Genomic DNA, 23523 nt, shown 5'->3' on the forward strand with positions numbered 1-23523 from the left:
CAAATGGCCATCAAGAAGAGCGACATCTACCGATCCCTTTGGGAAAGCTGCGACCAGCTCCGTGGTGGGATGGATGCGTCGCTCTACAAGGATTACATCCTCACGCTCCTCTTCGTGAAATACGTGTCCGACCGTGCTGGCCAGCCCGACGCGCTGATCGAGGTGCCGCCCGGCGCGTCCTTTGCCGACATGAAGGCCCTGCGCGGGTCCAAGAACATCGGCGAGGGGATGGACACGATCATCGCTCGCATCGCCGAAGAGAACGACCTCAGCGGTGTAATCGACCGGGCCTTCTTCAATGATGCCGAGAAGTTCGGACGCGGCCAGAAGATGATCAATACGCTGACCGCGCTGATCAACATCTTCAGCAGGGAAGAGTTGAACTTCTCGAAGAACCGGGCCGACGGCGACGACATCCTCGGCGACGCCTACGAATACCTGATGCGCAACTTCGCGACCGAGGCGGGCAAGTCCAAGGGGCAGTTCTACACCCCGGCCGAGGTCTCGCGTGTCGTTGCCGCCGTGGCGGGCGTCAGCCGCGCCACCAGCCCGAAACAGACGGTTTATGACCCAACCTGCGGCTCGGGCTCGCTGCTGCTGAAGGCCGCCGAGACCGCCCGCGTGCCGATCACCATTTTCGGCCAAGAGATGGACATCGCCACCCGTGGCCTCGCGCGCATGAACATGATCATGCACAACCGCGCCACGGCCGAGATCGCACAGGGCGACGTGATCGCCGAACCGCATTTCCTGGCCGACGCCCACACCCTGCAGACCTTCGATTTCGTTGTTGCCAACCCGCCCTTCTCGGCCAAGGCCTGGGCCGCGGGGCTGACGGCCGAGACGAAATACGGCCGCTTCGACGATGGCGAACCGCCCGCCAAAAACGGCGACTTCGCCTTCTTGCTGCACATCCTCGCGTCGATGAAGGCCACCGGCTCGGGCGCGGTCATCCTGCCGCACGGCGTCCTGTTCCGCGGCAATGCCGAGTCGAAGCTGCGCGAGAAGATCCTGAAACGCGGCTACATCAAGGGCGTCATCGGCCTGCCCGCCAACCTGTTCTACGGCACCGGCATCCCCGCCTCGATCATCGTGCTCGACAAGTCCGAGGCCACCGCCAACCGCCCCGTCTTCATGGTCGACGCCTCCAGGGGCTTCATCAAGGACGGCCCCAAGAACCGCCTGCGCGAGCGCGACATCCACAAGATCATCGACGCCTTCACGCGCCAGCAGACAATCCCTGGCTATTCCCGCCTCGTCCCCTTCGACGAGATCGCCCGCAACGACTTCAACCTGAACATCCCCCGCTACATCGACGGCTCCGACCCCGAGGATCTGCAGGACATCACCGCCCACCTGCACGGCGGCGTGCCAGAGCGGGACATCGACGCGCTGGGCGAGTTCTGGGCCGTCATGCCCACGCTGCGCGCCACGCTCTTCGGGCCGAACCCGCGGCCTGGCTATGCCGATCCGCTGGTCGCGCCCGATCAGGTTCGCGCGACCATCCGCACCCACCCGGATTTCGCGGCCTTCCGCGCGCAGGTCACCGCCATCCTGGACGGCTGGATCGCGGCCAATACCCCCCTCCTTACGGGCATCAAACAGGGCGACCACCCGCGCGACCTGATCCACACCATTGCGGAGGACATGCTGGCGCGCTTCGACGCCGCCCCCCTGATCGACAAGTATGAGGCCTATCAGCGCCTGATGTCCTATTGGGCCGCCACCATGCAGGACGATGTGTTCATCATCGCGGGCGGCGGCTGGCTGGCGGCGCGCGAGTTGCGCGAGGCGCGCAAGGAGACCAGCGACGACGGCAAGGTGAAGTGGCTGGAAGAGGGCGACCTGACGGTGAACAAGGTCCGCCTAGTGGCCGATGTTATCCCGCCCGCCCTGATTACCGCGCGCTTCTTCGCCGACCTCAAGGCGGCGCTGGATCAGGCCACCGCCCGGGCCGAGGACCTGGGGCGCGAGATCGAGGAACTGGCCGAAGAACACGGGGCCGAGGGCGGGCTGTTCGAGGACCTTCTGGCCGATGGGGCCAAGCTGACGGCGGGAGGGGTGAAGGCGCGGCTGAAGGACAGGGGCCTGGAGCCGGACGAAAAGGCCCTGCTGAAACAGGCAGCCGTGCTGTTTGAAGGCGAGGCCGAGGCGAAGCGCGCGGCGAAAGAGGCCGAGGCCCGGCTGACCGAGGCCGTGCTGAAGAAATACCCCAACCTGACCATGGGCGAGATCCAGACCCTTGTGGTGCAGGACAAGTGGCTGGCCGACATTACCGCCGCCATCGGGGCCGAGGTCGAAGCGCGGACGGAGACGCTCACCGCCCGCGTGCGGGTGCTGACCGAACGCTATGGCCAGACCCTGCCGCAGATCATGGAGGATCTGGCCGGGCTCGAGGCGCGGGTAGCCGGGCATCTGGCGGCGATGGGGGTGGCGGGATGAGTGAGGCCTCAATCCATGCCGGATGGGATCGAAAACCGATCAAGGCCGTTGCGAAGATCACGACCGGAGACAAGGATACCAAGGATCGCGTTGAGAACGGTCTGTATCCGTTTTTCGTGCGCTCGCAGACCGTTGAACGTATCAACTCGGTCGGCTTCGACGGCGAAGGCGTCTTGACGGCAGGCGATGGCGTCGGCACAGGAAAAATCTTCCATTACATCAATGGGAAATGTGACTTCCACCAGCGCGTCTATCTGATGCACAGCTTTTCCGAGGGCGTCACCGGGCGATATTTCTTCTACTATTTCAGCCACTTCTTTTATGACCGCATCATGGCGATGACGGCGAAGTCGTCAGTTGACTCCGTTCGTCGAGAGATGATCGCGGATATGGAAATCCTGTTCCCGAAAGACAGCAGCGAACAAGACCGCGTGGTCGCCGCGTTGTCGGATGCGGATGGGGTGGTGGCGGGGTTGGAGCGGGTGATCGCCAAGAAGCGCCTGATCAAGCAGGGCGCGATGCAAGACCTCCTCACCGCCCGCCGCCGCCTCCCGGGGTTCTCGGGGGAGTGGGAGGTGAAGCGGTTGGGTGACCATGTGCGTTTCTTGAAGAACGGCACACATTCCCGCGCTCAACTATCCGAACATGGCCCCGTCAAGAATTTGCATTACGGCGACATCCATGGCGCAGCGTCGATCTTTCTCTCGCCCGCGACCAAGCCGATGCCGACGCTGGACTCGTTGTCCGCCGGGCGACTGGACAGGCTGGCTGCTGGCGACCTCGTATTCGTTGACGCATCGGAGGATCTCGCTGGCGTAGGCACATCGGTGGAAGTAACCGATCTGGGTGCAACAGAAGTCGTCTCGGGGCTTCACACGATTGCCGCGCGCTTTGACAAGTCGATCTTGGTTGATGGGTTTAAGGCTTTCCTTCAGTTCATGCCGGCATTTCGTAGTCACTTGTGCCAGTTGGCTGCGGGCACAAAAGTCTTGGCAACAAACCGGCGCCATATCTCAAGCGCAGAAATTGCGTTGCCACGACCGGACGAACAGCAAGCCATCGCCACTGTCCTCTCCGACATGGACGCCGAAATCCAGACCCTCGAGTCCCGCCTCGCCAAGGCGCGGGCGGTGAAGGAGGGGATGATGCAGACTCTTTTGACAGGGCGGGTCAGGCTGGTCTGACTCGGGTAACAGTATTTCAGGGGGTATTTCCATGGCCATCGGCGATCCGGAACGCGCCACGCAGAACCGCATGATCGCGCAGCTGTGCGGCGATACCTCTGGTAAAACGGGCGGCCTCGGCTGGCGCTATCTGGGCGATTGGCAGAAGCGCGAGGGCAATGCCAACATCGAGCCCGCCCTTTTGCGCCCCTGGCTGCTGGCCCGTGGCCATGACCCCGAGGTGGCGACCAAGGCCATCGCCGAGTTGCAGCGCGCCGCCCGTATGGACGGGCTGAAGCTGTATGAATCGAACCGCGCCACCTATGACATGCTGCGCTATGGCGTGCAGGTCACCCCCGGCCCCGGCGAGGCCCCGGTCACCGTGCGCTTTGTCGATTGGGACAGCCCCGCCGCCAATGATCTCGGCGTCGCCGAAGAGGTGGCGGTCACGGCGAAGAACCCCAAGGCCTACAACAAGCGCCCCGATCTGGTGATGTATGTGAACGGCATCGCCATGGGCGTGGTGGAGCTGAAGAAATCCACTGTCGATCTGGGCGAGGGCATCCGCCAGACGCTGGACAACCAGCGCCCCGAGTTCATCCGGCACTTCTTCACCACAGTGCAGATCACATTCGCGAGCAACGACATGCAAGGCCTGCGCTATGCCGCGATCCAGACCCCGCAGCCCTATTGGCTGGCCTGGAAAGAGGAGAGCGCGATCACCAACCCGCTCGACCGCGATGGGGCGCAGATGCTGGCGCCCGCGCGGTTTCTGGAACTGATCAACGATTTCATCCTGTTCGATGCGGGCATCAAGAAGGTCGCTCGCCCCAACCAGTATTTCGCCGTGAAGGCCGCGCAAGAGGCTGTGGCAGCGAAGAAGGGCGGGATCATCTGGCAGACCCAAGGCTCGGGGAAAAGCCTGATCATGGTTATGCTGGCCCGCTGGATCCGCGAGGCCCGCCCCGATGCGCGGATCCTCGTTGTGACAGACCGCAAGGAACTGGACGACCAGATCGAGGCGGTCTTTGGCAACACCGGCGACAAGGTGCGACGCGCGAAGTCCGGCGCCGACCTGCTGGCTGCGCTGGCCGACCCAAAGGATCGGGTGGTGTCCTCGCTCGTTCACAAGTTCGGGCGGCGGGAAGAGGACGAGTTGGGCGCCATGATCGCCGACATCCAGCGCGGCCAGATCGGCGCACCGGTGGGCGAGTTTTTCGTCTTCATCGACGAGGCGCACCGGACCCAATCGGGCAAGCTGGCCCGTGCCATGCGGTCGATCTTGCCGGGTGCAGTGTTCTTCGGCTTCACCGGCACGCCGCTTCTAAGGTCGGACAAGCAGACTTCGCTTGAGGTGTTCGGCCCCTATATCGGCACGCCCTACCGCTTCAACGAAGCGGTCGAGGATGGCGTCGTGCTGGACCTGCGGTATGAGGCGCGCGATATCGACCAGCGCGTGGCCTCGCCCAAGAAGATCGACGAATGGTTCGAGGCCAAGACCAAGGGCCTGACCCCGGTGGCCAAGGCGAGCCTGAAACAGCGCTGGGGCACGTTGCAGCGCGTGCTGTCGTCGAAGGACCGGCTGGAACAGATCGCCAATGACATCATCATGGACATGGAGTTGAAGCCGCGGCTCAAGGCTGGCCGCGGCAACGCGATGCTGGTGGCGGGCTCGATCCCCGAGGCGTGCAGGCTGTTCGAGATCTTCCGCAATTCCGGCTCGGACCTCGCCGGGAAATGCGCCATCGTCACGTCCTACACCCGCAACGCCTCGGAACTGACCGGCGAAGAGGCCGGGATGGGCGAGACCGAAAAGCAGTACGTCTATCGCGTCTATGACCGGCTGATGACCGATCTGGGCACGGATGAAGAAGCCTACGAGACCGAGGCCCTGCGGAAGTTCCGCAAAGAGCCGGCGCAGATGAAGCTGCTGATCGTCGTCAGCCGCCTGCTGACCGGTTTCGACGCGCCGACGGCGACCTACATCTACATCGACAAGCAGATGCGGGACCACGGGCTGTTCCAGGCGATCTGCCGGGTGAACCGCCTCGACGGGGACGACAAGGATTACGGCTATGTCGTCGACTACAAGGACCTGTTCAAAAACATCGAAACGGCCGTCGAAGACTACACCTCGGGCGCCTTCGACGCCTTCGACGCTGCCGATGTCGAGGGGCTGATATCCTCGCGGGCCGAAAAGGCGGGCGAGGATCTGATGACCGCGCGCGACGCTTGGTTCGGGCTGCTTGATCCGGTTGAACAGCCCAAAGGCGACGACCAGGTGCTTGCCTATTTCTCCAGTCCTGGCGGGTGGGAGACCGATCCGCAGGCCGAGGAAAAGGCCCGGCGGCGTCAGGCGCTTTACAAACTGGCAGGGGCCTATGCCCGGGCGTTCGCATCGGTGGCCGATGATCCCGCAGCCTCGGGCGTGAACGACTTGCAGCTGGGGCAGTACCGCAACGAGGTGGAACGGGCGATTTCGCTGCGCGATGCGGTGCGCCTGCACAGCGGCGATGCTTTGGACATGAAGCAGTTCGAGCCCGCGATGCGGCACCTGATCGACACCTACATCAAGGCGGACGAGTCCGAGGTGATCTCGCACCTGGACGACATCAGCCTGATCGATCTGGTGGCGAGCAAGGGGGCGGCAGTCGAGGGGGAGTTGCCGAGTTCCCTGAAGAAGAAGCGCGAGAACGTGGCCGAAGCCATCGAGAACAACGTGCGCAGGCTGATCATCGACGAAACGCCGGTGAACCCGAAGTTCTACGAACGAATGTCCGAGCTGCTGACCGACCTAGTCAAGAAACGTAAGGACGACGCCATCGCCTACGCGGAATACTTGGAAAAGATCGCGGAACTGGTCAGGGCGGTAAAGGCCGGGCATGGCGACGAATACCCGTCGACCATGACCACACCGGGGCGCAAGGCGCTCTTCGACAACCTTGCTCAGGACGAGGCCACGACGATGGCGGTCGATGCCGCGATCCGCAGCACGGCTCAGACGGGATGGCGCGGCAACAAGATGAAGGAGCGGATGCTGCGGCGAAAACTGCTGGAGATACTCGATGCGGAGGACGCCGTGGACAGCATCATCGAGATCATTCGGTCGCATGATGAATACTGAAGTGATCGAGATCGCCGGGCTGTCGGTAGAACTGGTCCGCAAACCGATCAAGAACCTGCATATCGGGGTCTATCCTCCGGCCGGTCGCGTGCGGGTCGCTGCCCCTCCAGCCATCAGCGAAGACGCTGTCCGGGTGGCGGTTGTGACCCGGCTCGGCTGGATCAAGAAAAAGCAGCGCGAGTTCGAGGGTCAGGCCCGCCAATCCGAACGCCGGTATGTCTCAGGCGAAACCCATTTTGTCTTTGGAAAACCGCTCAGGCTTCTGGTCCAGCCGAACGACAAGAACCGCTGTGCAATCCGGCCAGACGCTTCGGATCGCCTGACGATGTTGGCGCCAGCAGGCTCAACGACCGATCAGAAAGCACATTGGATGGCGACGTGGTACCGATCGCAGCTGCGGGAAAAGGCCGCTCCCCGTATTGTCAAGTGGTCGGATCGGCTGGGCGTACCGGTACCGCGGTGGGGCATCAGGTTGATGAAGACGAAGTGGGGCAGCTTCAATCCCGAAAAGGGGCTCGTGTGGCTGAACCTCGACCTGGCGAAGAAGCCTCTGGCCGCCCTCGACTACGTCATCCTGCATGAAATGGCCCATTTCGTATCACCGCGACACGACGAGCTCTTCTTGAACACCCTCGATCGAAACATGCCGGGGTGGCGACAAATCCGGTCAGACCTCAACGCGCTTCCCCTGTCGGATTGAAGCTCGCTGCAGGAGTTCGATTTCTGTTCCATCTCACGAACGCCACCGGCGTCGAAGTGTTCAGGTGGCGCGAGGATCTGCCCCCATATTTTCAATCGGTTACGGGCTCTACACCGGATGCTAGTAGTCGAGAGGTCCGGAGAATATCGGGCTTTAGAAAACCATTCCGGCTGCTGCAGCGAGGACGCCAGTGCAAAGTCAACCGCGCATAACCCTCGAAAGCAACGGGAAAATCCGGCCGCGGCGGGATCGGGAGAACGATTCCTTGAAGGGAAGTGGCGGAGAGGGTGGGATTCGAACCCACGGTACCCTTGCAGGTACTCCGGTTTTCGAGACCGGCGCGATCGACCACTCCGCCACCTCTCCGTGTTCGGGGTCGTGGGCGGTTTCCTAGTGCAGCCCGATGGCGGGTGCAAGCGGGATTTTCGAGTTTTTTGACAATCACATCCCCAAACGACACAGGCTTGTGACGCCTGCGCAGGACCGGCAGGCAAGCGGCGCCTTGGCAGGCAGGCAGATCGCCCGCTAGAAAGGGCCAGACCCTGACCGGAGCCCCGACATGCTGCGCCGCACCCTGCTGACCCTGATCGCCTGCGCCAGCCTGCTGACGCCGCTGCGCGCGCTGGCCGGACCTGTCGACGATCTGGCCGCCGCGCTGCGTTTGCCCGAGTTGCTGCGCGTGCTGGTCGAGGAGGGAATCGGCTACGGCGCCGACCTTGAGGCCGAACTTTTCCCCGGCGCAGGCGGCGCGCGCTGGGATGCAGCCGTCGAGGCGATCCACGACCCCGCCCGGATGCAGACCCAGGCGCTGGCGCGGCTTCATGCCGAACTGGGCGCACGGCCCGAGGAGGTCGCGCGGATGACGGCCTTTTTCACCGCCGAGCCCGGGGCGGCCATCGTCAAGCTGGAAATCGCCGCGCGCGCGGCGTTCCTGGACGACAGCGCCAGAGAGGCCGCCGAGGTCGCGCTTGCCGAGCTGAAGGAGCGCGGCGATCCGCGGCTGGAGCAGCTGGACCGCCTGATCGCCGCGAATGACCTGATCGAGCAGAACATCGCGGGGGCGATGAATGCGAATCTTGCCTTTTACCAGGGCATGATCGCCGGCGGTGCGGTCGATGCCACCCTGCCCGACGGCGAGATGATGGCCGACCTGTGGTCGCAAGAGCCGCAGATCCGGCAAGATACCATCGACTGGCTGCTGCCCTATATGGTGATGGCCTACCGGCCCCTGGCTGATGCCGACCTTGACGCCTATATTGCCTTTTCCGAAACCCCCGACGGGCAACTTCTGAACCGGGCGCTGTTCGCAGCCTTTGACGGGCTGTTCAACACGCTGTCGCGGGATCTGGGGCTGGCGGCGGCCAAGATGCTTCAGGGCCAGGATATCTGAGGCAGGCTTGACTTTTGCGGCGGATTCTCGGAAAAGCGCCCATCCCTGCGCCGGGGCGACTCGCGCAGGGCATTTTGTGTGACGCCCTTGGCGGGGCGCGCTGCCCGAAGGCACCAAACGCCGGACATGCACCGGGGCCGCAGGGCGCGGAAGAAAAAGGAAGACACCGATGACCACTTTCGCGGTCCTCAAGACGGGCGGCAAGCAGTACAAGGTCCAGGCCGGCGACGTGCTGCGCGTGGAACTGATCGCCGCCACCGCTGGCGACAAGGTCCAGTTCAACGAGATCCTCATGGTCGGCGGTGAAACCGTCACCATCGGCGCCCCGCTGGTCGCCGGCGCGGCCGTTCAGGCCGAGGTGATCGACAACATCAAGGCCGACAAGGTCATCAGCTACCACAAGCGTCGCCGCAAGCATTCGTCGCAGCGCACCCGTGGCCACCGTCAGAAGCTGACGCTGGTGCGTGTGACCGACATTCTCGCCTCGGGCGCTGAAACCACCGGCGTGACCGCTGCTGTCGGCACCGCCGATGCGCGCCGCGCCGCCCACGAAACCAAGTAAGGGGAGTCTGACCCATGGCACATAAAAAAGCTGGCGGTTCGTCCCGCAACGGTCGCGACTCTGCCGGTCGCCGTCTTGGCGTGAAGCTGTTCGGTGGCCAGGCGGCCATTCCGGGCAACATCATCGTGCGTCAGCGCGGCACCACCTGGTTCCCGGGTGAAGGCGTCGGCATGGGCAAGGATCACACGATCTTCGCCGTGACCGAAGGCCGCGTGACCTTCCGCAAGGGCCTCAAGGGCCGCACCTTCATTTCGGTCCTCCCGGTCGCGGAGGCTGCGGAGTAAGCCGAACCTTTACATTCGGAATGTAAGCGGGGGATCGGCAGAACAGCCGGTCCCCCGTTTCGTTTCCGGGACAGCGACAGAATGTCCGGCCATCGGGGCTTGTTCCCGTGGCCGGTGACGACCATCCTGAAAGGGCCATGCCCTTTCGCTTCGGAGGAGGAAGCGATGAAGATGGATAATGTGATCGACACCGTGCCCCAGATCGCCGCAGGGCGGTTCGTGCTGCGCGGCCTGCGCCCGTCGGATGCGGGGCTGCTGGCATTGCATGCGGGGGACAGGCGCGTCGCGACCATGACCTCTTCGATCCCGCACCCCCTGCCCCCCGGCACGGCCGAGGCCTATATCGCCCGCGCCACCGCCCCTGACCGGAGCGAGGATATCTGGGCCATGGACGGCGCCGATCACGGGCTGGCAGAGCTGCTGGGCGTCATCAGCCTGAAACGGATGGACCGTGCGCAGTCGGAAATCGGCTATTGGGTCGCCCCGGCCTTCTGGAACACCGGCATCGCGTCCGAGGCTGTGCGCGCGCTGGTCGAGGCCAATCCGCAGAACAACCGCACCATCTTTGCCGCCGTGTTCCAGGACAACCCCGGCTCGGCCCGTGTCCTGACCAATGCGGGGTTCGAATATCTGGGCGATGCCGAGACGTTCTGCGTCTCGCGCCATGCGCGGGTGCCGACCTGGACCTATCTGAAAAAGCTGGGCTGAGGGCGCGCAAACCCCGCCAGGCCAGCGTGGCAGAGCCTTGCAAGGCTCTGCACCGGGCCTTCAGGACGCAAGCTGCGCGTGGGCAAGGGACGACAACGGGTCGGCCTCCAGATCGAACCGCGCCTTGCCCGTCAGCGCCTCGGCAAGACGGCGGTGATACTCGGCGCGCGGGATCTCGATCGCGCCAAGACTGGCCAGATGCGGGGTCAGGAACTGGGTGTCGAACAGCTGAAAGCCCCCGGCCTGCAGCCGCGCCACCAGATGCGCCAGCGCGAGTTTCGACCCATCGGTCGCGGCCGAGAACATGCTTTCGCCAAAGAACGCGCGGCCCAGAACCACGCCATAGACCCCGCCGATCAGCCGGCCGCCGTGCCAGATTTCCTGGCTATGGGCGTGGCCCATGCGGTGCAGGTCCAGATACAGGCGAAAGATCTCGTCGTTGATCCAGGTTTCCTCGCGCGCGGCGCAGGCCGACACGACACCGGCAAAGTCGGTGTCCACCTTCGCCTGATAGTCGCCGCGGCGGATGCGGCGGGCCAGGCTGCGCGAGATGTGAAAGCCGTCCAGCGGAAAGATCCCGCGCAGCCGCGGATCGACCCAGTGGATGTCCGGGTCGTCGCGGCTTTCCGCCATGGGGAAGATCCCCATGGCATAGGCCCGCAGCAAAAGCTGCGCGGTCAGCCGAACTGACGCGCCAGCCACTTTTCCAGCCAATGGATGGAATAGTCGCCGTTCTGGATATCCGGCTCGGCCAGCAAGGCGCTGAACAGCGGAATCGTGGTATCCACCCCGTCGACGATCAGTTCACCCAGCGCGCGGCGCAGGCGCGACAGCGCCTCGGGCCGGTCGCGACCATGCACGATCAGCTTGCCGATCAGGCTGTCGTAATAGGGCGGAATCCGGTAGCCATCATAGAGTGCGGAATCGATCCGCACCCCAAGGCCGCCCGGCGCATGATAGGCCGTCACCGTGCCGGGGCATGGCGAGAAGGACGGCAGCTTTTCGGCATTGATCCGCACCTCGATGGCGTGCCCGTTCACTTCCAGATCGTCCTGGGCAAAGGACATGCCAAGGCCACTGGCAACCCGGATCTGCTCGCGCACCAGATCGACGCCGAAGATGGCTTCGGTCACCGGATGCTCGACCTGAAGGCGGGTGTTCATCTCGATGAAATAGAACTCGCCATCCTCATAGAGGAACTCGATGGTGCCCGCGCCGATATACTTCAGCTTGCGCATGGCCGCGGCGCAGACTTCGCCGATTTCGGAGCGCATCTTGGGGGTGATACAAGGGCCGGGCGCCTCTTCGAACACCTTCTGGTGACGGCGCTGCAAGGAACAGTCCCGCTCGCCCAGATGCACCGCATTGCCCTTGCCGTCGCCGAAGACCTGAATCTCGATATGGCGGGGGCGCTGCAGGTATTTCTCGATATAGACTTCGTCGTTGCCAAAGGCGGCCTTGGCCTCGGACCGGGCGGTGCGGAAGGCGATTTCCAGCGACTCTTCGTCCTTGGCCACCTTCATGCCGCGCCCGCCGCCGCCAGCGGTGGCCTTGATGATGACCGGATAGCCGATTTCCCCGGCCACGCGGCGCGCGGTGTCCACATCGGGCACCCCGCCGTCAGAGCCCGGCACCACCGGGATGCCCAGCGCCTTGGCGGTATCCTTGGCGGTGATCTTGTCGCCCATGATGCGGATATGTTCGGCCGAAGGGCCAATGAACACGATGCCGTGATCTTCCAGCGCCTGCGCGAAAGCCGCGTTTTCCGACAGGAAGCCATAGCCCGGATGCACCGCCTGCGCGCCCGTGATCTCGCAGGCCGAGATGATCGCGGCCTTGTTCAGATAGCTTTCCGACGACGGGGCCGGGCCAATGCAGACGCTTTCATCGGCCATGCGCACATGCATCGCATCCGAGTCGGCGGTCGAATGCACGGCGACCGACTTGATCCCCATTTCACGGGCAGCCCGGATCACGCGCAGCGCGATCTCTCCCCGGTTGGCGATCAGGATCTTGTCGAACATGCCCACCTCACTCGATGATCATCAGGGGAGCGCCGAATTCGACCGGGGTGCCGTCGGAGACCAGGATCCGCTTAACCGTGCCGGCGCGGGGGGCCGGGATGTGGTTCATGGTCTTCATCGCCTCGACGATCAGCACGGTCTGACCTTCGGTGACGGTTGCGCCGACGGCGACAAAGGGCGCCGCGCCCGGTTCTGGCGCCAGATAGGCGGTGCCCACCATGGGCGAGGTCACCGCGCCCGGATGCTGGGCCGGATCCTCGGGGGCGGCCGGTGCGGCGGGGGCCGCGGCCACGGCCTGTGCCGCGACCGGCGCGGCGGCAACGGCGATCGGTGCGGCCTGCACCACGGTAGCCTGCTTGACGACACGGACCTCGAGGCTGTCGTCTTCGCCATATTCGCGCTTGACGGCAAGTTCCGTCAGATCGTTTGCGTTCAGCAGTTCCGCAAGGGCCTGAATGAAGGCCACGTCGCCTTCGTGGGTGTGTTTGGTCATGCCGTCCTCGCTAAGGTTCCCGTGCGGGTGGGCGGGGCCTGTCGCCCCTGGTCTTTGCCTGCCCTGTCTGGGGCCATGGCGCTATATACGCATTCCGCTTTCCAAGGAAAAGCCGCCAACGTGCCCAAGGTTGAGGCAAGGCGCATGCAATCAAGGCAGCCGGGCGCGAAAACATGGCCCTGCGATATTTTACCGCTTGATAAAATTTCAGCCTGTGGCAGCCTGACCCCAATGAACAAAGCCCAAGGGAGGCACCCGTTGTCCAACAGCCAGCTCACGCCCGGCATTGCGCCGGGGCGTCTGCCCGCCGATGTGATCGCCCGAAATTTCGACGATGTCGAACCGCCCTTCGACATGCACGAGGCACAGGTCGCGGCCGACCGCTGCTATTTCTGCCATGATGCGCCCTGCATCACGGCCTGCCCCACCAGCATCGACATTCCGCTGTTCATCCGGCAGATCGCCACCGGCACGCCCGAGGCGGCCGCCCGGACGATCTGGGACCAGAACATCCTTGGCGGCATGTGCGCGCGGGTCTGCCCCACCGAAACCCTGTGCGAAGAGGCCTGCGTGCGCGAAACCGCCGAAGGCAAGCCGGTCGAGATCGGCCGGTTGCAGCGCTATGCCACCAGCGTCGGCATGGCCAGGCCGCACCCCTATGCCCGCGCCGCAGCCACCGGCAAGCGCATCGCCGTTGTCGGCGCAGGGCCTGCGGGCCTTGCCTGCGCGCATCGTCTGGCGATGAAGGGCCATGATGTCGTGATCTTCGAGGCGCGCCCCAAGGCAGGCGGTCTGAACGAATACGGCATCGCCGCCTACAAGGCGACCCACGGCTTTGCCCAGGCCGAGGTGGACTGGCTGCTGTCCATCGGCGGGATCGAGATCCGCACGGGCCAGAAGCTGGGCCGCGATGTCACGCTGGACGGGCTGCGGGCCGACCATGACGCGGTGTTCCTTGGCATCGGGCTGGCGGGCGTCAACGCGCTTGGCATTCCGGGCGAGGATCTGGCGGGTGTGCGCGATGCGGTCGATTTCATCGCCGAATTGCGCCAGGCCGACCTGACCACCCTGCCCGTCGGCCGCGATGTGGTGGTGATCGGCGGCGGCATGACGGCGGTGGATGCGGCGGTTCAATCCAAGCTGCTGGGCGCGGAAAACGTCACCATGGTCTATCGCCGCGGCAAGGACCGCATGAGCGCGAGCCCCTATGAACAGGATCATGCCGCGCAGGCCGGGGTAAGGATCGTCTACAACGCCGTCCCCCTGCGGATCAGCGGCGCAGGCAAGGCCGAGTCGGTCGACTTCGCCTATGCCACCAATGGCAAGCCGGGAGCCGAGACCTTCACCCTCAAGGCCGATCAGGTGTTCAAGGCCATCGGCCAGACGCTGGCCGGCGTGCCTGACGGGCTGACGCTGTCGGGTGGCAAGATCGCCGGGCCGGGTGCAGGTGTCTGGGCTGGCGGCGATTGCGCGGCGGGGGGCGAGGATCTGACCGTCACCGCCGTGGCCGAAGGGCGCGATGCTGCCGAGGCCATTCACGCGCATCTGATGGGCCGCGCATGAGTGCGGCTTGTGATAGCGCGCCATTGAGGCTACCTGACGCGGGCCGAACCACCCGCCCGGGAGAGCGCCTTGGACACCCTTGTCGATGCAGCCATCGCCTTTGTCAGCGCCAACCGCGACTGGGCGGGGGTGATCGCGTTCTTCTTCGCGCTTGCGGAAACCATCGCGGTTTTCTCGATCATCATCCCCTCGACGGCAATTCTGATCGGCGTCGGCGCGGTTGTGGCCACCGGGGCGCTGGACTTCACGCCGATCTGGATCGGCGGGGCGCTGGGGTCGATCGCAGGATCGCTGTTTTCCTATTGGCTGGGCTGGCGCTACGGCCCGTCGATGATGCGCATCTGGCCGCTGGGCAAGCACCCGGAACTGGCGATGCAGGGCACGCAGGCCTTTGCGCGCTGGGGCCTGACAACCATCCTGATCGGGCATTTCGTCGGCCCGCTGCGGGCGGTGGTGTTCCTGATGGCGGGCGTGTCGCACATGAACTTTCCCCGCTTTCTGGCGGTGAACGTGGTGGGCGCCACCGCCTGGGCGTGGGCCATCCCCAAATCGGGCGAGATCGGCGGCAATGTGCTGCTCTGGATCTGGAACGCCGTCACCGGCGCCTGACCCCTGCAAATTCCGAACATTCATCAGGGGCATTGCCGCGCGGCAATGCCCTGTCCCTTGCCATAAGCCAACATCCTGCGGAGGATAGCCATGGCCGACCTCAGAAGTGATTTCCTGGGCATCAAATCGCCCAACCCGTTCTGGCTGGCATCTGCCCCGCCGACCGACAAGAAATACAACGTCGAACGCGCCTACGAGGCGGGCTGGGGCGGCGTCGTGTGGAAGACGCTGGGGGCCGAGGGGCCGCCCATCGTCAACGTCTCGGGCCCGCGCTATGGCGCGATCTGGGGCGCCGACCGGCGGCTCCTGGGCCTGAACAACATCGAGCTGATCACCGACCGCCCGCTCGAGGTGAACCTGCGCGAGATCAAGGAGGTCAAGCGCAAGTGGCGCGACCGCGCGCTGGTCATCTCGCTGATGGTGCCCTGCGACGAGGACAGCTGGAAGGACATCCTCAAGCGCATCGAGGACACCGAGGCCGACGGGGTCGAACTGAACTTCGGTTGCCCGCATGGCATGGCCGAGCGCGGCATGGGTTCGGCCGTCGGCCAGGTGCCCGAATACATCGAGATGGTCACCCGCTGGGTCAAGCAATACAGCCGCATGCCCTGCATCGTGAAGCTGACGCCCAACATCACCTCGATCCTGCCGCCGGCGATTGCCGCCAAGCGGGGCGGGGCGGATGCGGTCAGCCTGATCAACACGATCAAGTCGATCACCAACGTCGATCTGGACCATTTCTCGCCCTTCCCGATGATCGACGGCAAGGGCAGCCACGGCGGCTATTGCGGCCCGGCGGTCAAGCCCATCGCGCTGAACATGGTGGCGGAAATCGCCCGCTATCAGGAAACCCGCGGCCTGCCGATTTCCGGCATCGGCGGGGTGACCACCTGGCGCGATGCGGCCGAATTCCTGGCGCTTGGGGCGGGCAATGTGCAGGTCTGCACCGCCGCCATGACCTATGGCTTCAAGGTCGTGCAGGAAATGATCTCGGGCCTGTCGGAATACCTGGACGACAAGGGCATGGCGCTGTCCGACCTGATCGGCCGCGCGGTGCCGAACTTTGTCGAATGGCAGGATCTGAACCTGAACTATGTCACCAAGGCCAGGATCAATCAGGACGATTGCATCAAATGCGGCCGCTGCTTTGCCGCCTGTGAAGATACCAGCCACCAGGCCATCCTGATGAAACCCGGCCGGGTGTTCGAGGTGAACGACGCCGAATGCGTCGCCTGCAACCTGTGCGTCAACGTCTGCCCGGTGGAAAACTGCATCACCATGGAGCAGATGCCGCTGGGCGAGGTTGATCCCCGCACCGGCCGGCCGGTTGCGCCCTATGCCAACTGGCAGACGCATCCGAACAACCCGGCAGCCCAGGCCGCCGAATAGGTCAGACGTCCGGCATCAGCGCCGCAAATCCAGCGCCGATGCCGGACCTACCTTGCGCGGCCCGTCCTCGGATCGCGCGGGGCCCGGCGTGCTGGGCGCCTGCGCAAGGGGCGGGACCAGATGGTCCTGCATCCGTTCGGCGCGCGCGCGGTCCTGCATCAGGGCCGCCTCCGTCGGTGAAATGGGCGGCAGCATCGCATCCTCCACAAACAGCCATGTGCGCCAGATTGCCACGGCCTGCCCTGCGATCACCTTGCGAAATACCGACAAGTTGATCCATCACCGCCCCATCCCCGCCATAGTTCCCGCGCACCCCTTGCGCAGGGCTGGCCGCCGCACGCACTTTGCGGCAGGGTGGCGCCGTCGGATGCTGGAGTGATCGTTCATGCGCGTGCTTGTGACCGGAAGTGCCGGTTTCATCGGGTTTCACCTGTCCCGCCTGCTGCTGGCCGAGGGGGCCGAGGTGCAGGGCTTTGACGGCATGACCGATTACTACGATGTCACGCTCAAGCAGCGCCGCCATGCGATTCTGGCCGAACACCCCCGCTTTCACCGCGCCGAGGCGATGCTCGAGGATCGTGCGGCGCTGGATGCGGTGGTCGACGGGTTCGCGCCCGACATCATCGTTCACCTCGCGGCGCAAGCAGGTGTGCGCTATTCCATCGACAACCCCCGATCCTATGTCGATTCCAACATCATCGGCAGCTTCAACATCATGGAAGCCGCGCTGCGCCACCGCGTCCGGCATCTGCTGATGGCATCGACCAGTTCGGTCTATGGCGCCAACACCAAGATGCCCTATGCCGAAACCGACAAGGCCGACACGCCCATGTCATTCTATGCCGCCACCAAGAAGGCGACCGAAGGGATGGCCCATGCCTGGGCGCATATCCATGGCCTGCCGATCACCATGTTCCGCTTCTTCACCGTCTATGGTCCCTGGGGGCGGCCGGACATGGCGCTGTTCAAGTTCACCCGGGCGATCCTTGATGGCCAGCCCATCGACATCTACAACCATGGCGAGCTGTGGCGCGATTTCACCTATGTCGATGATCTGGTGCACGGCATTCGCGGGCTGATCGACGCGGTTCCCGGCACGCAGCCTGCGGGACCCATGGACAGCCTGTCGCCGGTGGCACCCTGGCGGGTGGTGAACATCGGCAATTCCAGCAAGATCAAGCTGCTCGATTTCGTCGATGCCATCGAGGACACGCTGGGCCGCAAGGCGATCCGCAACTATCTGCCGATGCAGCCGGGGGATGTGCCTGCCACCTGGGCCGATGCGACGCTGCTGCACGAGCTGACCGGCAGCCGCCCTTCGACCCCGCTGGCGACGGGCGTGGCGCGGTTCGTCGACTGGTATCGCGCCTATTACAAGGTCTGATGGCGGCCAGGCCCGGCCTGCACCCCGTCCCGCACGGCGGGAACAAGTCCAAGCGTGCCTGACACCAGCCAGAGCGTCAGGGCAGCCCCCAGACCATAGTCCAGCGACAGGGCGCACAGCGCACTCAGCCCGCCCAGGGCCGACGACAGGAAAACACTGACACACGCCATGACATACTCCCTATGGTTGAAGTCTAGGCTGATCCAGCGCTTAGCATAAGCAAGATCTGTTGCACCCCCCTAAACGGGTGTGCGGCGTTGCTCCAGTGCATCGCTGGCCCGTCGCATTGCGGCCTCGATGGTTTCCAGATGCTCGCGCATCGCGGCTTCGGCACCCGGCGCGTCGCCTGCGGCAATCGCCGCCACCACTGCGGCATGCTGCGCGCTATGCGCGCCGGTGAACTCGGACACACCGACATGGCGATAGGTGCGGTCCCATTCGCGCTGCCAGACGGCACGCCTGCGGGCACCCGACAGATGGTCCAGAACGCCCAGCAGGATCGGGTTGCCCGCCACCTCGGCAATGCCACGATGAAACCGCGCATCGGCCTGCTCGCAGGCCGCGCGGCCGGCCGCCATGGCGCCGTCGCGCACCAGGCGGTGCAGGTACTCCAGATCGCCCGGTGTTGCCGCACGGGCGGCCTCGGCCGCAATCGGCGGCTCGATCAGCAGGCGCGCGCGCATGATCTGGTCGGGGGATCGCGCCTCGATCAGCAGCGCCTCGCGCACCGGATGGCCACGGGGGCGCGCACCGCGAAAGGTGCCCTGCCCGACGTGGCGCCAGATCTCGCCTTCCTGTTCCAGAACGGCCAATGCAGCGCGCAGGGTCTGGCGGCTGCATCCCAGCTGCGCCGCCAGGTCGCGTTCGGGCGGCAGGCGATCGCCCGCGACCGGGGCGGCAAGCTCCATGGCCTCGCGCAGGGGGCCAAGGATGTCAGAGGCGCGGCGCATGGCGGATCCCCGATGGTTTCCAGACCAATTTGCAGACCAATCGCCAGACATGCAAGGCAGCCCCGACACCCGAACCAAAGGCGCCTGCCATGACCGATCCGATGACCACACCTGTGCTGATCCTTGCCGGCCTTGCCGCCGGGGCGCTGAATGCCGTGGCGGGGGGCGGCACGTTTCTGACCTTTCCCGCGCTGGTCTGGGCCGGGGTGCCGCCCGTCAGCGCCAATGCCACCGCGACGCTGGCCGCCCTGCCCGGCTATGTCGGCAGCGCCTGGGGCTTTCGCCGCGATCTGCGGGCCGAGGGGCCGCTAGGCCTGCGCGCCATCGTGCTGCTGGCGATGATCGGCGGGTTCGTCGGGGCGCTCTTGCTGCTGGTCACCTCGTCCAAGGCCTTTTCGGCCATCGTGCCATGGCTGCTGCTGCTGGCCACGGTGATCTTTGCGGCGGGCCCGATGCTTTTGCGCCGCATCACGGCCAAGGGCGGGCAAGGTGTGGGCCGGCCGCTGGCTGCGGGGCTGATGCTGGCGGTGGCCATCTATGGCGGCTATTTCAACGGCGGTCTGGGCATCATGCTGCTGGCGGTGTTCGGGCTGATCGGCTTTGCCGATCTGAACGCGATGAACGGGCTGAAGAACGCGATCTCGGCCATCCTGTCGGTCGTGTCGGTCGCAACCTATACTGCGGCAGGGCTGATCGACTGGACCCACGCCCTGCCGCTGGCCATCGCCATGACCGTGGGCGGCTATCTGGGCGCGCTGCTGGCACGGCGGATCACCCGGCCCGCCCTGCTGCGCGGGTTCATCACGGCCGTGGGCGCAGCCATGACCATCGCCTTCTTTGCGCTGTGAAGAAAATGCATGACAGGCGCCGCCCCGCGCGCTATGCAGGTCGCATGTCGCACACCGCCGCCTATACCTTTGCCGCGTTTTATTGGTTCCGCCATTCCGGCGGGATCGGGTGAACGTGTAGCGCAAGGCAAGCGATACCAACCTCCCGAAGCCGCTGGTTCGACCGGCGGCTTTTCAGTTGAGGTGCCCCCGGTCCGACCTTCCCACCCAAGGAAAGACCATGCCGATCCAGACCGAAAACCTGCATATCGACACGCTGCGCGCGCTGCCCACGCCGGTGCAGCTGGCCACCGAGCTGCCGCGCGATGATGCCATCTCGGCCACCGTCGCGGGCAGCCGCAGCGCAATCCGCAATATCCTGCGCGGCGCCGACGACCGCCTGCTGGTGATTGTCGGTCCCTGTTCCATTCATGATCCGGCCGCCGCGCTGGACTATGCCGCACGGCTGGCCGAGGAACGGCGCACCCTGTCGGACCGGCTGGAAATCGTGATGCGGGTCTATTTCGAAAAACCCCGCACCACGGTGGGCTGGAAGGGGCTGATCAACGATCCGCATCTGGATGGATCGGACCGGATCGAGGATGGCCTGCCGATGGCCCGCCGCCTGCTGCTCGAGGTGAACCGCCTGGGCCTGCCGGCCGCGACCGAGTTTCTGGATCCCATACTGCCGCAGTATTTCGCCGATCTGATCGCCTGGGGCGCCATCGGGGCGCGCACGACCGAAAGCCAGATCCACCGCCAGCTGGCCTCGGGGCTGTCGTGCCCCATCGGATTCAAGAACGGCACCGATGGCGGGGTGCAGGTGGCGCTGGATGCGATCCGCTCGGCCGCCGCACCGCACAGCTTCCCGGCCATCACGGCGGACGGGCGGGCCGCGATTGCCACCACCACCGGGAATGCCGCCTGCCATGTGGTGCTGCGCGGCGGGCATGACGGGCCGAACTATGACGCTCAGGCGCTTGCCAGGGTCATGGCGGCGGCGGACAAGGCCAAGGTCGACCCCGGCATCGTGATCGACGCAAGCCATGCGAACAGCGGCAAGGATCCGATGCGCCAGCCCGCCGTGGTGGCGGATATCGCCGGGCAGGTGCGCAATGGCAGCCGGGCGATCCGGGGGCTGATGCTGGAAAGCCATCTGGTCGCCGGCCGGCAGGACCAGCAGCCGGGCCGCCCCCTGACCTATGGCCAAAGCATCACGGATGGCTGCCTTGGCTGGGACGACACGCGCACCTTGCTGCATGTGCTGGCCAGCGCGGCCGGCACGCGGATGCGGGCGGCGGCCTGACCCCGCCGGGCGCGCGAGGGGGCATTCTGCGGGTCAAGGGTGCCGCATCTGTGCTGGCATGTTGGCACGGCCCCTGCCGCCCCTCAGGGCGGATCGGCGTGCCTGCTCTTGCCCCCCAAAGCCCGGCGGCCGGCACACCACCGCCGGCCCCCTGTTCGCGGCGCCCCCCTTTTACGCGCCGCCAGGTCGCATTCTGTGCCGGCCTGCCAGTGCCCCAGCATCCTCGCATGACCGCTGCGCCGACGGGCGGACCCGCGCCAGGGGTGCCGGCCGATCCGCCGCGATGAGGATGCCTGCCCGCAACGGCAACCGCACCTGCGGCGTTGCGCCCGGCAACTCGGGTCCGTCCAAAGGCACGGCCCCCGCGCGCCCATCGCGCCGCCGGAAGGGTGCCGCTTGGCAGCAAACGCCCCGGCCGCGCGATCTGGTGACAGGGCCGGTCCTTGCCGCCTGACCAAGGCCCCGGCCCGGCAGGCCGGGGCGCCCCGATCAGCTTGCCGCCGCGCCGCGCGTCATCAGCAGCTGGCGCCCGATCACCGGCAGCATCAGCGCGATCCCGATCAGCGTCGCGATCATGTCGGGCGCGACCAGCAGCAGCGCGGCGATGACCAGCACCACCCGTTCGAACCACCAGAGCGGTGCGAACAACCAGTTCGACACGGCCGCCGCCAGCGCCCAGATGCCCAGCACCGCCCCGCCAAAGGCCAGCGCAAAGGCGCTCCAGGTGAAGCCGTCGGTCACCAGCAGCAGCGCGGGCTGGAAGGCAAAGACAAACGGCACCAGCACCTTGCCCATCGACAGGCGGAACGCGGTGTTCCCGGCCTTGAAGGCATTGGCCCCGGCAATCCCCGCCCCGGCATAGGCCGCCATGGCGACAGGCGGTGTCACATCCGCCAGCACGCCATAGTAGAACACGAAGAAATGCGCGACCAGCGGCTGAACCCCCAGCAGCCCCAGGATCGGGGCGGCCACGGCGACCATGATGATGTAGTTCGCCGTCGTCGGAATGCCGCAGCCCATCAGGATGCAGACGATCGCGGTCAGGATCAGCGTGAACAGCAAGGTCCAGGTCGGCACGCCCATCAGCTCGAACGGCAGGAAGGACAGCGCGCCATGTGCTGCCGCCGCCCAGTCCTGCGCAACGCCCGCAACCATATAGGCGATCTTGAAGCCAACACCGGTCAGCGTGACGACGCCGATCACCACGCCCACCAGCGCCGCCGCCGCCGTGACCGACAGCGACTGCTTGGCACCCAGGATGAAGCCTTCCCACAGCCCATGCGCGGTGCCCCGGATCGCCTGCGCGATACCGCCCGCCTGCAACTGCTGGATCGCCAGCACGACAATACAGGCGCTGATCGACCAGAAGGCCGCCGCAAAGGGCGTGCGCCCCGACAGCAGCACCCCCACCAGAATGACCAGCGGCACGACCGACAGCCAGCCGGCCTTGAGCACCTTCCAGGCATTGGGCAGTTCCTCGACCGACAGGCCGCGCAGGCCCAGCCGGCGCGCTTCCAGATGCACCTGCACCAGCACGCCGAAGAAATGCATGAAGGCCGGAACCAGCGCGGCGGTCAGGATGGTGGTCAGCGGCACGCCCAGATATTCGATCATCAGGAAGGCCACCGCCCCCATCACCGGCGGGGTGATCTGCCCGCCGGTCGAGGCAGCCGCCTCGACCGCCGCCGCGAAGTGGCGCGGATAGCCGATGCGGATCATCGCCGGAATGGTCAGCGCGCCAGTCGTCACCGTATTGGCGATGGACGAGCCCGAGATCGACCCCAGCAGCGCCGAGGACAGCACCGACACCTTGGCCGGCCCCCCCGCATAGCGCCCCGCCAGAGCCGAGGCCACGTCGATGAACAGCTGGCCAAGCCCGATGCGCGTCGCCATCACCCCGAACAGCACGAAGTGGAACACATAGGTCGCGATCACCCCAAGCGCGGTGCCATAGATGCCTTGCGAGGTCAGATAGAGATGGTTGACGATATTCGACCAGCTGGCCCCCGGATGCACCAGAATCCCAGGCATCGACTTGCCGAAATACGCATAGGCAATGAACAGGATCGCGATCACCGGCAACGGCCAGCCCATGGACCGGCGCACGGCCTCCAGCAGCACGATGATCAGGATGGTGCCCATGATGACGTCAATGGGCAGCGGATTGCCGACCCGAAAGGCCAGCTCGCTGTAGATCCACGGCACATACAGCGCGGCCACGAGGCCGGCGATGGCCAGCACCCAATCCCCCAGCGGCAGGCCAAAGGGCGCGGCAGGGCCCGGCAGGATGTCCTTGCGGCCAAAGGCGGCAAAGGACAGGAACACCAGCAAAAGCGTCACCCCAAGGTGAAAGCCCCGGTGCACGGTCGCCTGCGGAATGCCGAAACCCGCCGTGTAGAAGTGATAGCACGACAACAGGAACAGCACCGCCGCCGCGACCAGCGTCAGCGGCCAGGCCAGCACCCGGAACCGCAGTTCGGGGTCGAATTTTTCCTCGATGGCCTGAAGCTCGTCCGCCGACAGGTGCCGGACATCCTCGCCCCCGCCGGGCGTGCTGCGGTGGTCGGTCATTGCGCGTTTCCTGATCTGGGGTGCGAGAAAGGGG

At 65.4% G+C, this 23523-nt stretch carries 21 protein-coding genes and 1 tRNA gene; 14 read left to right on the forward strand and 8 right to left on the reverse strand.

Going from position 1 to position 23523, the window contains the following annotated elements; all coding sequences use genetic code 11:
- Nucleotides 1-3: 3 nt before the first annotated feature.
- From G481_RS0111415 to G481_RS0111430, 4 genes are read left to right on the forward strand one after another with little or no spacing between them, the layout of a single operon-like run.
- Entirely contained in the window at nucleotides 4-2442 is a 2439-nt protein-coding gene (locus G481_RS0111415) for a type I restriction-modification system subunit M (RefSeq protein ID WP_028030149.1), read from the forward strand.
- The gene (locus G481_RS23620; RefSeq protein WP_084450869.1) at nucleotides 2439-3626 is read left to right on the forward strand and encodes a restriction endonuclease subunit S; all 1188 of its coding nucleotides are present in this window, start codon (nucleotides 2439-2441) and stop codon (nucleotides 3624-3626) included. The genes G481_RS0111415 and G481_RS23620 overlap by 4 nt, the downstream gene beginning before the upstream one ends.
- Before the next feature lie 31 nt (nucleotides 3627-3657).
- The gene (locus tag G481_RS0111425) at nucleotides 3658-6729 is read left to right on the forward strand and encodes a type I restriction endonuclease subunit R (RefSeq protein ID WP_051294483.1); all 3072 of its coding nucleotides are present in this window, start codon (nucleotides 3658-3660) and stop codon (nucleotides 6727-6729) included.
- 1 nt (nucleotide 6730) lies between these two features.
- Entirely contained in the window at nucleotides 6731-7429 is a 699-nt protein-coding gene (locus G481_RS0111430; protein WP_245594960.1) for a M48 family metallopeptidase, read from the forward strand.
- Between the two features lie 276 nt (nucleotides 7430-7705).
- Here G481_RS0111430 and G481_RS0111435 read toward each other — a convergent pair.
- Nucleotides 7706-7795, reverse strand: a tRNA-Ser gene (locus G481_RS0111435).
- Between the two features lie 193 nt (nucleotides 7796-7988).
- On the opposite strand from G481_RS0111435, the gene G481_RS0111440 reads away from it, so the two are divergent.
- The 4 genes from G481_RS0111440 to G481_RS0111455 all read left to right on the forward strand — a co-directional run bounded on the left by G481_RS0111440 (nucleotide 7989) and on the right by G481_RS0111455 (nucleotide 10373).
- Complete coding sequence (locus G481_RS0111440) at nucleotides 7989-8819, forward strand: hypothetical protein (RefSeq protein WP_035025891.1); 831 nt, start codon at nucleotides 7989-7991, stop codon at nucleotides 8817-8819.
- A 169-nt stretch (nucleotides 8820-8988) separates the two neighbouring features.
- On the forward strand, nucleotides 8989-9381 hold the full coding sequence (rplU, locus tag G481_RS0111445) for a 50S ribosomal protein L21 (RefSeq protein ID WP_028030153.1): 393 nt from the start codon (nucleotides 8989-8991) through the stop codon (nucleotides 9379-9381).
- A gap of 14 nt (nucleotides 9382-9395) precedes the next feature.
- On the forward strand, nucleotides 9396-9665 hold the full coding sequence (gene rpmA / locus G481_RS0111450; protein WP_028030154.1) for a 50S ribosomal protein L27: 270 nt from the start codon (nucleotides 9396-9398) through the stop codon (nucleotides 9663-9665).
- 165 nt (nucleotides 9666-9830) lie between these two features.
- On the forward strand, nucleotides 9831-10373 hold the full coding sequence (locus tag G481_RS0111455; RefSeq protein ID WP_028030155.1) for a GNAT family N-acetyltransferase: 543 nt from the start codon (nucleotides 9831-9833) through the stop codon (nucleotides 10371-10373).
- A 60-nt stretch (nucleotides 10374-10433) separates the two neighbouring features.
- On the opposite strand, the gene aat is transcribed toward G481_RS0111455, so the two are convergent.
- Genes aat through accB form a run of 3 tightly spaced genes read right to left on the reverse strand, consistent with a single transcriptional unit; the run spans nucleotide 10434 to nucleotide 12890 of the window.
- Nucleotides 10434-11075, reverse strand: a complete 642-nt coding sequence (gene aat / locus G481_RS0111460; RefSeq protein ID WP_035025894.1) for a leucyl/phenylalanyl-tRNA--protein transferase — start codon at nucleotides 11073-11075, stop codon at nucleotides 10434-10436.
- On the reverse strand, nucleotides 11051-12397 hold the full coding sequence (gene accC / locus G481_RS0111465) for an acetyl-CoA carboxylase biotin carboxylase subunit (protein WP_028030157.1): 1347 nt from the start codon (nucleotides 12395-12397) through the stop codon (nucleotides 11051-11053). Before accC ends, aat begins: the two co-directional genes overlap by 25 nt.
- A 7-nt stretch (nucleotides 12398-12404) precedes the next feature.
- Complete coding sequence (gene accB, locus G481_RS0111470) at nucleotides 12405-12890, reverse strand: acetyl-CoA carboxylase biotin carboxyl carrier protein (protein ID WP_028030158.1); 486 nt, start codon at nucleotides 12888-12890, stop codon at nucleotides 12405-12407.
- Between the two features lie 231 nt (nucleotides 12891-13121).
- Between accB and G481_RS0111475 the strand changes: the two genes are divergently transcribed.
- From G481_RS0111475 to preA, 3 genes are all read left to right on the forward strand, one after another.
- On the forward strand, nucleotides 13122-14453 hold the full coding sequence (locus tag G481_RS0111475) for an NAD(P)-dependent oxidoreductase (RefSeq protein WP_051294484.1): 1332 nt from the start codon (nucleotides 13122-13124) through the stop codon (nucleotides 14451-14453).
- Nucleotides 14454-14522: 69 nt separating this feature from the next.
- Nucleotides 14523-15062 (forward strand): DedA family protein, encoded by a 540-nt coding sequence (locus G481_RS0111480; RefSeq protein ID WP_028030160.1) that lies wholly within the window; start codon nucleotides 14523-14525, stop codon nucleotides 15060-15062.
- 90 nt (nucleotides 15063-15152) lie between these two features.
- Entirely contained in the window at nucleotides 15153-16451 is a 1299-nt protein-coding gene (gene preA / locus G481_RS0111485; RefSeq protein WP_028030161.1) for an NAD-dependent dihydropyrimidine dehydrogenase subunit PreA, read from the forward strand.
- Nucleotides 16452-16466: 15 nt separating this feature from the next.
- Here preA and G481_RS0111490 read toward each other — a convergent pair whose 3' ends face one another.
- On the reverse strand, nucleotides 16467-16646 hold the full coding sequence (locus G481_RS0111490) for a hypothetical protein (protein ID WP_154664591.1): 180 nt from the start codon (nucleotides 16644-16646) through the stop codon (nucleotides 16467-16469).
- 190 nt (nucleotides 16647-16836) lie between these two features.
- On the opposite strand from G481_RS0111490, the gene G481_RS0111495 reads away from it, so the two are divergent.
- A complete protein-coding gene (locus G481_RS0111495; RefSeq protein ID WP_028030163.1) occupies nucleotides 16837-17835 on the forward strand; it encodes an SDR family NAD(P)-dependent oxidoreductase in 999 nt (332 codons plus the stop codon).
- On the opposite strand, the gene G481_RS0111500 is transcribed toward G481_RS0111495, so the two are convergent.
- Both G481_RS0111500 and G481_RS0111505 read right to left on the reverse strand, forming a co-directional pair.
- Nucleotides 17823-18005: a hypothetical protein gene (locus tag G481_RS0111500; RefSeq protein WP_028030164.1), complete on the reverse strand. Its 183-nt coding sequence runs from the start codon at nucleotides 18003-18005 to the stop codon at nucleotides 17823-17825. The genes G481_RS0111495 and G481_RS0111500 overlap by 13 nt on opposite strands.
- A gap of 69 nt (nucleotides 18006-18074) precedes the next feature.
- Nucleotides 18075-18785 (reverse strand): FadR/GntR family transcriptional regulator, encoded by a 711-nt coding sequence (locus G481_RS0111505; protein ID WP_051294485.1) that lies wholly within the window; start codon nucleotides 18783-18785, stop codon nucleotides 18075-18077.
- Nucleotides 18786-18874: 89 nt separating this feature from the next.
- On the opposite strand from G481_RS0111505, the gene G481_RS0111510 reads away from it, so the two are divergent.
- Together G481_RS0111510 and G481_RS0111520 are read left to right on the forward strand one after the other, a co-directional pair.
- Nucleotides 18875-19633 (forward strand): sulfite exporter TauE/SafE family protein, encoded by a 759-nt coding sequence (locus tag G481_RS0111510; RefSeq protein WP_245594961.1) that lies wholly within the window; start codon nucleotides 18875-18877, stop codon nucleotides 19631-19633.
- A 220-nt stretch (nucleotides 19634-19853) separates the two neighbouring features.
- Nucleotides 19854-20918, forward strand: a complete 1065-nt coding sequence (locus tag G481_RS0111520; RefSeq protein WP_028030167.1) for a 3-deoxy-7-phosphoheptulonate synthase — start codon at nucleotides 19854-19856, stop codon at nucleotides 20916-20918.
- 489 nt (nucleotides 20919-21407) lie between these two features.
- Here the strand turns inward: G481_RS0111520 and G481_RS0111530 are convergent, their stop codons facing one another.
- Nucleotides 21408-23489 (reverse strand): TRAP transporter permease, encoded by a 2082-nt coding sequence (locus G481_RS0111530; protein ID WP_028030168.1) that lies wholly within the window; start codon nucleotides 23487-23489, stop codon nucleotides 21408-21410.
- Nucleotides 23490-23523: the final 34 nt, after the last annotated feature.

The organism is Gemmobacter nectariphilus DSM 15620, from assembly GCF_000429765.1.
Classification (GTDB): domain Bacteria; phylum Pseudomonadota; class Alphaproteobacteria; order Rhodobacterales; family Rhodobacteraceae; genus Wagnerdoeblera; species Wagnerdoeblera nectariphila.